Origin of the sequence: Yinghuangia sp. YIM S10712 (assembly GCF_051388935.1) — a bacterium.
Classification (GTDB): domain Bacteria; phylum Actinomycetota; class Actinomycetes; order Streptomycetales; family Streptomycetaceae; genus Yinghuangia.
Map to the genome: position 1 here is coordinate 21,069 of NZ_JBPKBI010000031.1, position 6,000 is coordinate 27,068.

At 68.1% G+C, this 6,000-nt stretch carries 6 protein-coding genes; 2 read left to right on the forward strand and 4 right to left on the reverse strand.

Translation table 11 applies throughout. From position 1 onward, the window contains the following. Positions 1 to 287 precede the first annotated feature (287 nt). Both ACRX5W_RS31315 and ACRX5W_RS31320 read right to left on the reverse strand, forming a co-directional pair. A complete protein-coding gene (locus ACRX5W_RS31315; RefSeq protein ID WP_436791768.1) occupies positions 288 to 767 on the reverse strand; it encodes a TIGR03618 family F420-dependent PPOX class oxidoreductase in 480 nt (159 codons plus the stop codon). Between the two features lie 158 nt (positions 768 to 925). After that, the gene (locus ACRX5W_RS31320) at positions 926 to 2,437 is read right to left on the reverse strand and encodes an MFS transporter (protein ID WP_436791769.1); all 1,512 of its coding nucleotides are present in this window, start codon (positions 2,435 to 2,437) and stop codon (positions 926 to 928) included. 145 nt (positions 2,438 to 2,582) lie between these two features. Between ACRX5W_RS31320 and ACRX5W_RS31325 the strand changes: the two genes are divergently transcribed. Further along, positions 2,583 to 3,188, forward strand: coding sequence for a TetR/AcrR family transcriptional regulator (locus ACRX5W_RS31325; RefSeq protein WP_436791770.1), 606 nt, complete (start codon positions 2,583 to 2,585; stop codon positions 3,186 to 3,188). A 58-nt stretch (positions 3,189 to 3,246) separates the two neighbouring features. On the opposite strand, the gene ACRX5W_RS31330 is transcribed toward ACRX5W_RS31325, so the two are convergent. Further along, positions 3,247 to 3,687 (reverse strand): MarR family winged helix-turn-helix transcriptional regulator, encoded by a 441-nt coding sequence (locus ACRX5W_RS31330; protein ID WP_436791771.1) that lies wholly within the window; start codon positions 3,685 to 3,687, stop codon positions 3,247 to 3,249. 90 nt (positions 3,688 to 3,777) lie between these two features. Here ACRX5W_RS31330 and ACRX5W_RS31335 point away from each other — a divergent pair, with 90 nt between their 5' ends. Further along, positions 3,778 to 4,191, forward strand: a complete 414-nt coding sequence (locus tag ACRX5W_RS31335) for a nuclear transport factor 2 family protein (protein ID WP_436791772.1) — start codon at positions 3,778 to 3,780, stop codon at positions 4,189 to 4,191. A gap of 326 nt (positions 4,192 to 4,517) precedes the next feature. Here ACRX5W_RS31335 and ACRX5W_RS31340 read toward each other — a convergent pair whose 3' ends face one another. Next, positions 4,518 to 5,834, reverse strand: coding sequence for a DUF2252 domain-containing protein (locus tag ACRX5W_RS31340; protein WP_436791773.1), 1,317 nt, complete (start codon positions 5,832 to 5,834; stop codon positions 4,518 to 4,520). Between the last annotated feature and the right edge of the window lie 166 nt (positions 5,835 to 6,000).

The following is a 6,000-nucleotide window of genomic DNA, read 5'->3' on the forward strand; positions in this document are numbered from 1 at the left end:
AAACGACGAACACCCGACTCGGCGGAAGCCGAGCAGGGTGTCGGTCGACACTGCCAAACACGTGTTTCCATGAGGCAAATGCATGTTCGACTCAGGCCGAACGACTATGCCGCAGTCACCGGGACCTCGTGGTCCGCGTCGTCCGGACCGGCCTGAGGTCGTGGACTCCGTCTGCGGTCCCTGTTCCAGATGCGGTCAGTACGCTGTGGCCGAGGAACCTGAACAGGCGCCTGAACCACCGCTGGAAGCCCGCACTCCGGCCACGCCCACCACCTCAATCACGCACGTCAGCCCACGTCGAGTGCTGTCCCGTAGAGCCGGCTGACCCGAATCCGGATCACGACGCGACGGTCGGCCACCATCTGCCTCAGAAACGCGTCTTCCTGTGCCGGGTCTTCGAAACCGGGTATCAGGGCGAGCAGTTCGCGGCCGACCTTGTCACCGGGGACGGTCGTCACCTCCGACACCTCCGCGTCGCCCTCAGCCACCGCGAACGACCAAACGTCGGGGCCCTGGACATGCAGTGCGACACGGGCATCGCGCCTGATCTGGCGAACTTTCAGACGGTTCACCGTCGTGGAGATCCGGATCGTCCGCTCCTGCGCATGCCAGTTGTAGAGGACCGTCGACAGATGCGGGTGACCGGTCGATCGGACCGCCGCAAGAGTGCCGAACTGTCGGTCGGCCAGCAGGTGCGAAAGCTCCTCATCTGTGAGCGCACGCGGAGCGGGGCCCGCACCGGGGGAGGACTGCTCGTTTTCGTTCACTGGTTCCCTGCCTTCTTCGTGGGGATTTCGGGTTGTGTGCAAGGTCGGCGCACCCGGAGACGCCGAGTACGGCTGTCAGACGGGGGCGGACGTCGGCCACCGTGGTCCAGAGCGACGCGGGCCGGTGGATGCGAACGTGGGGGCGCGGCCTTGCGACGTCATGCACCGACAGTCACGGTCGGGCCGTCATGGGTTGTCGGCGTCTGCCGACCGCTGTCCTCGTGCTCGGGCTTTCCGGTCCGGACGGCCGGGCGCAGCACCGTGATGGCGATGGCGAAGGCGGCGACCAGCAGACCGGTGCCGACCGCGAAGGCCAAGTGGTAGCCGCCGGTCAGCGCGGCATCGGCGGACCGCCCGGCCTTTTCCAGGGACTCGGTCCGGGAGGCGGCCAGCGTGGACAAGACCGCGACCCCGAGTGCCATGCCGACCTGCTGCGTGGTGTTGAACAGCCCCGATGCCAGGCCCGCGTCGTCCTCGCCCGCACCGGACATGCCGAGCGTGGTCAGCGCCGGCAAGGCCAGGCCGAATCCGGCAGCGAGCAGCATCACGGGCAGCAGATCCGTCACGTAGTTGCTCTGTACCGGGATGCGGGCGAGGAGTGCCAGCATCCCGATCAGGAGCACTTGGCCCGCCAGGAGCACCCGGTATTCGCCGAAGCGGGTGTTGAGACGGGTGGAGACCCCAAGCGAGACGGCGCCGATGACGGCGGCAGCGGGCAGCATCGCGAGACCGGTCTCGGCCGCTCCGTACCCGAGCACTTGCTGGAGGTAGAGGGCGACGAGGATCTGGAAGGAGAACAGCGCGGCCACCATGAGGATTTGGACAAGGTTGGCGCCGGAGACACCGCGTGAGCGGAGGATCCGCAGCGGCATGAGCGGGGTGGCCGCCGTGGCCTGGCGTACGGCGAATCCGGCGAGCAGCGCGAGCCCCGCGGCGCCGAGACCGAGAGTGTGGGAGGAGATCCAGCCGTACTCCTCGACCTTGACCACGGTGTAGATCGACAGCATCAACCCCGCGGTGACCAGGGCCGCGCCAAGCACGTCGACGCCCGCGGAGAGGCCGACGCCGCGGTCAGCGGGGAGGGCGGTGACGGCGATGGCCACCGTGGTGAGGCCGATCGGCAGGTTGATCCAGAAGATCCAATGCCAGTCGAGGGTGTCGGTGAGGATCCCGCCCAGGACTTGGCCGATCGACGCCCCGGCGGCGCCGGTGAAGCTGAAGACGGCGATGGCCCGGGCGCGTTGCGCGGGCTCGGTGAACAGGGTCACCAGGATGCCGAGGCTTACCGCGGCGGACATCGCGCTGCCGATCCCCTGGAGGAAGCGTGCGGTAATGAGGACACCGGGACTGGCGGCGACTCCCGCGAGCAGCGAGGCCGCCGTGAACACCACCGTGCCACTGATGAACATCCTTTTGCGGCCGATGAGATCCCCAAGGCGGCCGGCGAGCAGAAGTAGGCCGCCGAACGGGATCAGATAGGCGTTGACGACCCAACTCAGGCCGGCGGGGGAGAAGCCCAGGTCGTTCTGGATGGCGGGCATCGCCACGGTGACGATGCTGCCGTCCAACACCACCATCAGCATTCCGGTGGCGATCACGCCGAGGGCCAGGCTGCGGGAGCGGGTCGTGGGCGTTGGGGGAGCAGCCGACGGTACGGATGCGGGTTTCATAGGGTCCCTTTCAAGGATACGATCCGGTCCGTATCGCGTGACGAACCGGATCGTCTCCCCAAAGTAGAGCCAAGTTCAACACCGCTGTCAACACGAACCGGATCGTCTCCCCATGCGCTAGTCTGGGGCCGACCTAAAGAGCGAGGTGGCATTGACTCCGACACACACGCCCGACCCGGCTCGCCGCAACCCGGAGACCACTGCCGCGATCCTCGACACCGCCTTGGCCATGGCCCGTGAAAGCGGCCTGGCGAAAGTCACCATCGAGGGCATCGCGGCCCGCGCGGGCGTCGGCAAACGGACGATTTACCGGTGGTGGCCGTCCAAGGGCGCGGTGGTCTTGGACGCATGGGCGCAGCGCCTCGAAGCCGGGCTGTACAAGCGCATCGAGCTGGCGCAGAGCGACGACTTCGAGGCCGACCTGAAACAGATGATCAAGGATGCATGGGTGGACGCGGTGGGTGACTCGCTCCCCGTGCTCGCGTGGCTCATCGGGGAGGCCCTGCATGACCCGGACCTCGCCACCGAGCTGTGGAACCGGCTCCTCGGCCCCACCAGCGATCAGGTCGCCGCGCGTATCCGCCGCGCCCAGGACGAGGGCCAGGTTGCGGCGGACATCGACCCCTATCGGGCCATCGAGCTCGTCTACGCGCAGATCTACTACCGGCTGCTGCTCGCGCCCGGCCCTCTCGACGAGGCGTACATGGAAGACGCCGCCGACCTCGCCCTGCGCGGGCTGCGACCGCGGTAGGTCCGGCGATCACCTCGGGTTCAGCAGGTTCGAGCAGGGGTGACCTCGGGGGTGGTGGTCAGCCTCGCTGGTGGTGGGCGAGGAGGTCGGTGAGCAGGCGGACCAGGGTCTGTCTGTCGTCGGCCGACAGCGGGCGCAGAAGGTCGTCCTGCACCTGGTCGAGTGCCTGATCCATGCGCCGCAACTGCCGTCGACCCGCCTTGGTGAGGGTCACGATGTTGCGCCTTCGGTCGTCCGGGTCCGGCGTACGCTCGACGAAGTCCTGTTCGGCGAGTTCGTTGATCGTCGCCACCACGTCGCTGCGGTCCATGTTGCTCCGGCGGCCAAGCTCGGCCTGGCTGGACGCCCCGAACTCGGCCAGGGCTGCCAGGATCCGGTAGTGGTACCCGCGCGCGCCCACGCCGCCGAAACCGTCGGACGCCAATCGGTGGGCGTGCACGGCGAGTTGAGTGAGCAGCCAACTCGGTTTCGCGGCCAGTAGCGCGGGCGTCTCTTCCACGCCGATCACTCTACATCGTTGGCGCAGCCAATGAATCTGTGTGTACTGTTGGCAATGCCAATGTTGGTAGCGCCAACGAAAGGAACCGTCATGTCCACGGATGCCTCGATCGCCGACCGCATCGAGATCGCCGACCTGTTCACTCGCCTGGGGCGCCTGCTCGACGACAAGAGGTGGGACGATGCGGGCTCCGTCTTCGCCGAAGACGTGGCAAGTCACTCGCCGCGCTCCGGTGAGATACGCGGCATCGACCAACTCGTCGCCTTCATGCGACGGGCTGAGGTCGAGGGGGAGCACACCCAACACCTGGCCGTTGACCTGCTGGTGAACGTCGACGGCGACCAGGCGACCGCCTCGGCCAACTCGCTCGTGTACTTCTACCGGGAGGGTCAGGCACCCCACCAGACAAGCGGCCTGCGACTGACCGCCACGGTCGTGCGAACGCCGGCGGGTTGGCGATTCCGCGAGTACGAGGTAGCGCCCGCTTGGATCGCCAAGAACTGACCACCGGCCGGAGACCGTGGGGGACAAGGAGCGCGTCAGACAGCCGCGACAGGCGCGTCCTCCGGACCGAGGCCGAACGGCGCTCGCGGTGGAGGCAGTGGTTGCAGACGGTGCCGGTCGGGCGGACCAGCGGCAGTCCTGCTCCGGTGAAGAGGCCTGCCGACGACCCGTGATGAGGACGCGCTGTTCAGGCGTTGTGGCGCAGGGAGTTGGTGAGGGCGGACAATCACCACCGCCGAAGTGACGGCTCGCCCGACCGCGTCGGATTCTTCTGCTGAGGACACCCACCGGACGGGCGAGCCCGTCGACTGCGAACTGCGGTGCGCTTACAGCCCCGGGATGCGGCCGTTGCGGAAGAGGTCGACGAAGAGGGCGTGGTCGTCGCGGGTGCGCGCGGCGTAGGTGTGGGCGAAGTCGACGATGTGGGCGACGAAGGCTTCCTCGTCGGGCTCGATCGCCTCGCGGATGGCGTGTTCGGTGGAGAACGGGACCAGTGAGTGGCCGCTGCCGCCCTCGTCGGCGGCGGCGTGCATCGTGGCGGTCGCACGGGCGAGGTATTCGACGACACTGCGGATGTCGTCCGGCTCGTTGAGCGAGGACCAGTCGAGGTCGTTGGCGTACGGCGAGACCTCGGCGACGAGTTGGCCAACCCCGTCGATGTCGGTGTAGCCGAGCCACGGGTCGGCGTGCGCCTGGAGCGCGCGCTGCGAGATGACCGTGCGGTGGCCCTCGTGCTTGAAGTACGCGCGCACCTCGGGGTCGGTGACGTGGCGGCTCGCGGCGGGTGTCTGGCCCTGCTTCATGTAGAGGATGACGTCGTTTTCGAGCGCTTCGGTGTTGCCCTCGATCAGCAGGTTGTACGACGGCAGCCCCGCGCTGCCGATGCCGACACCGCGCCGCCCGACGATGTCCTTGACCTCGTACGTGTCCGGGCGTGAGCGCGTGGTCTCCGGCGTGGTCGACAGGTAGCGGCCGAATGCCTCCAGGACGGTCCTGCGCGTGGCCTCGTCGAGGGCGAACGCGCCGCCGGTGAGCGAGAAGCGGCGGTCGTAGCCGTCGATGACCGTCTGCTCGTCGAGCAGCGCGACGCGGGTCTGGAGGCGGGCCCGGTGCAGGACGTCCAGGAGCGGGCCGGAGGCGGTGTTGAGCGTCAGGGCGGTCTGCGCGCCGGCGGCGTCGTCGGTGAGGAGGAGAATCTGCGTGCGGTAGGCGCGCGCGTACCCGGCCACGAGGTCGCCGATCAGGTCGTCGCTGAGCGCCTTGGCGTAGCCGATGAGCGCGAGGCTGGCGGCGAAGCGCTGCACGTCCCAGATGAACGGCCCGACATAAGCCTCGTCGAAGTCGTTCACGTTGAAAACGAGCTTGCCGTCGGCGTTGAGGTACGTGCCGAAGTTCTCGGCGTGCAGGTCGCCGTGGATCCACACGCGTCCGGTGCGGTCGTCGACGAACGGGTTCGGGACGCCGTCGAGGTCCGCGTAGTACAGGCACGCGGTGCCCCGGTAGAACGCGAACGCGGACGCGGCCATTTTGCGGAACTTGACGCGGAACGCGGCCGGGTCGGCGGTGATCAGCTCGCCGAACGCCGTGTCGAAGACCTCCAGGATCTGCTTTCCGCGCGCGTCACGGTCCGTCTGTTCGAACAACCCACTCGCTCCTTCGTACGCCGTGCCTGATGTGCCGGCCCCGGCACGCGAACGCAGGCCGGGGGATGGCTGACGCAGCATCTCAGCCGGTCGGTAAAGAGCACATGTCGGGACGGGGAAACGTTGCGGAAAGGGGGCGGGGGAGGAGCGGCGGGGGGGGGGGGGG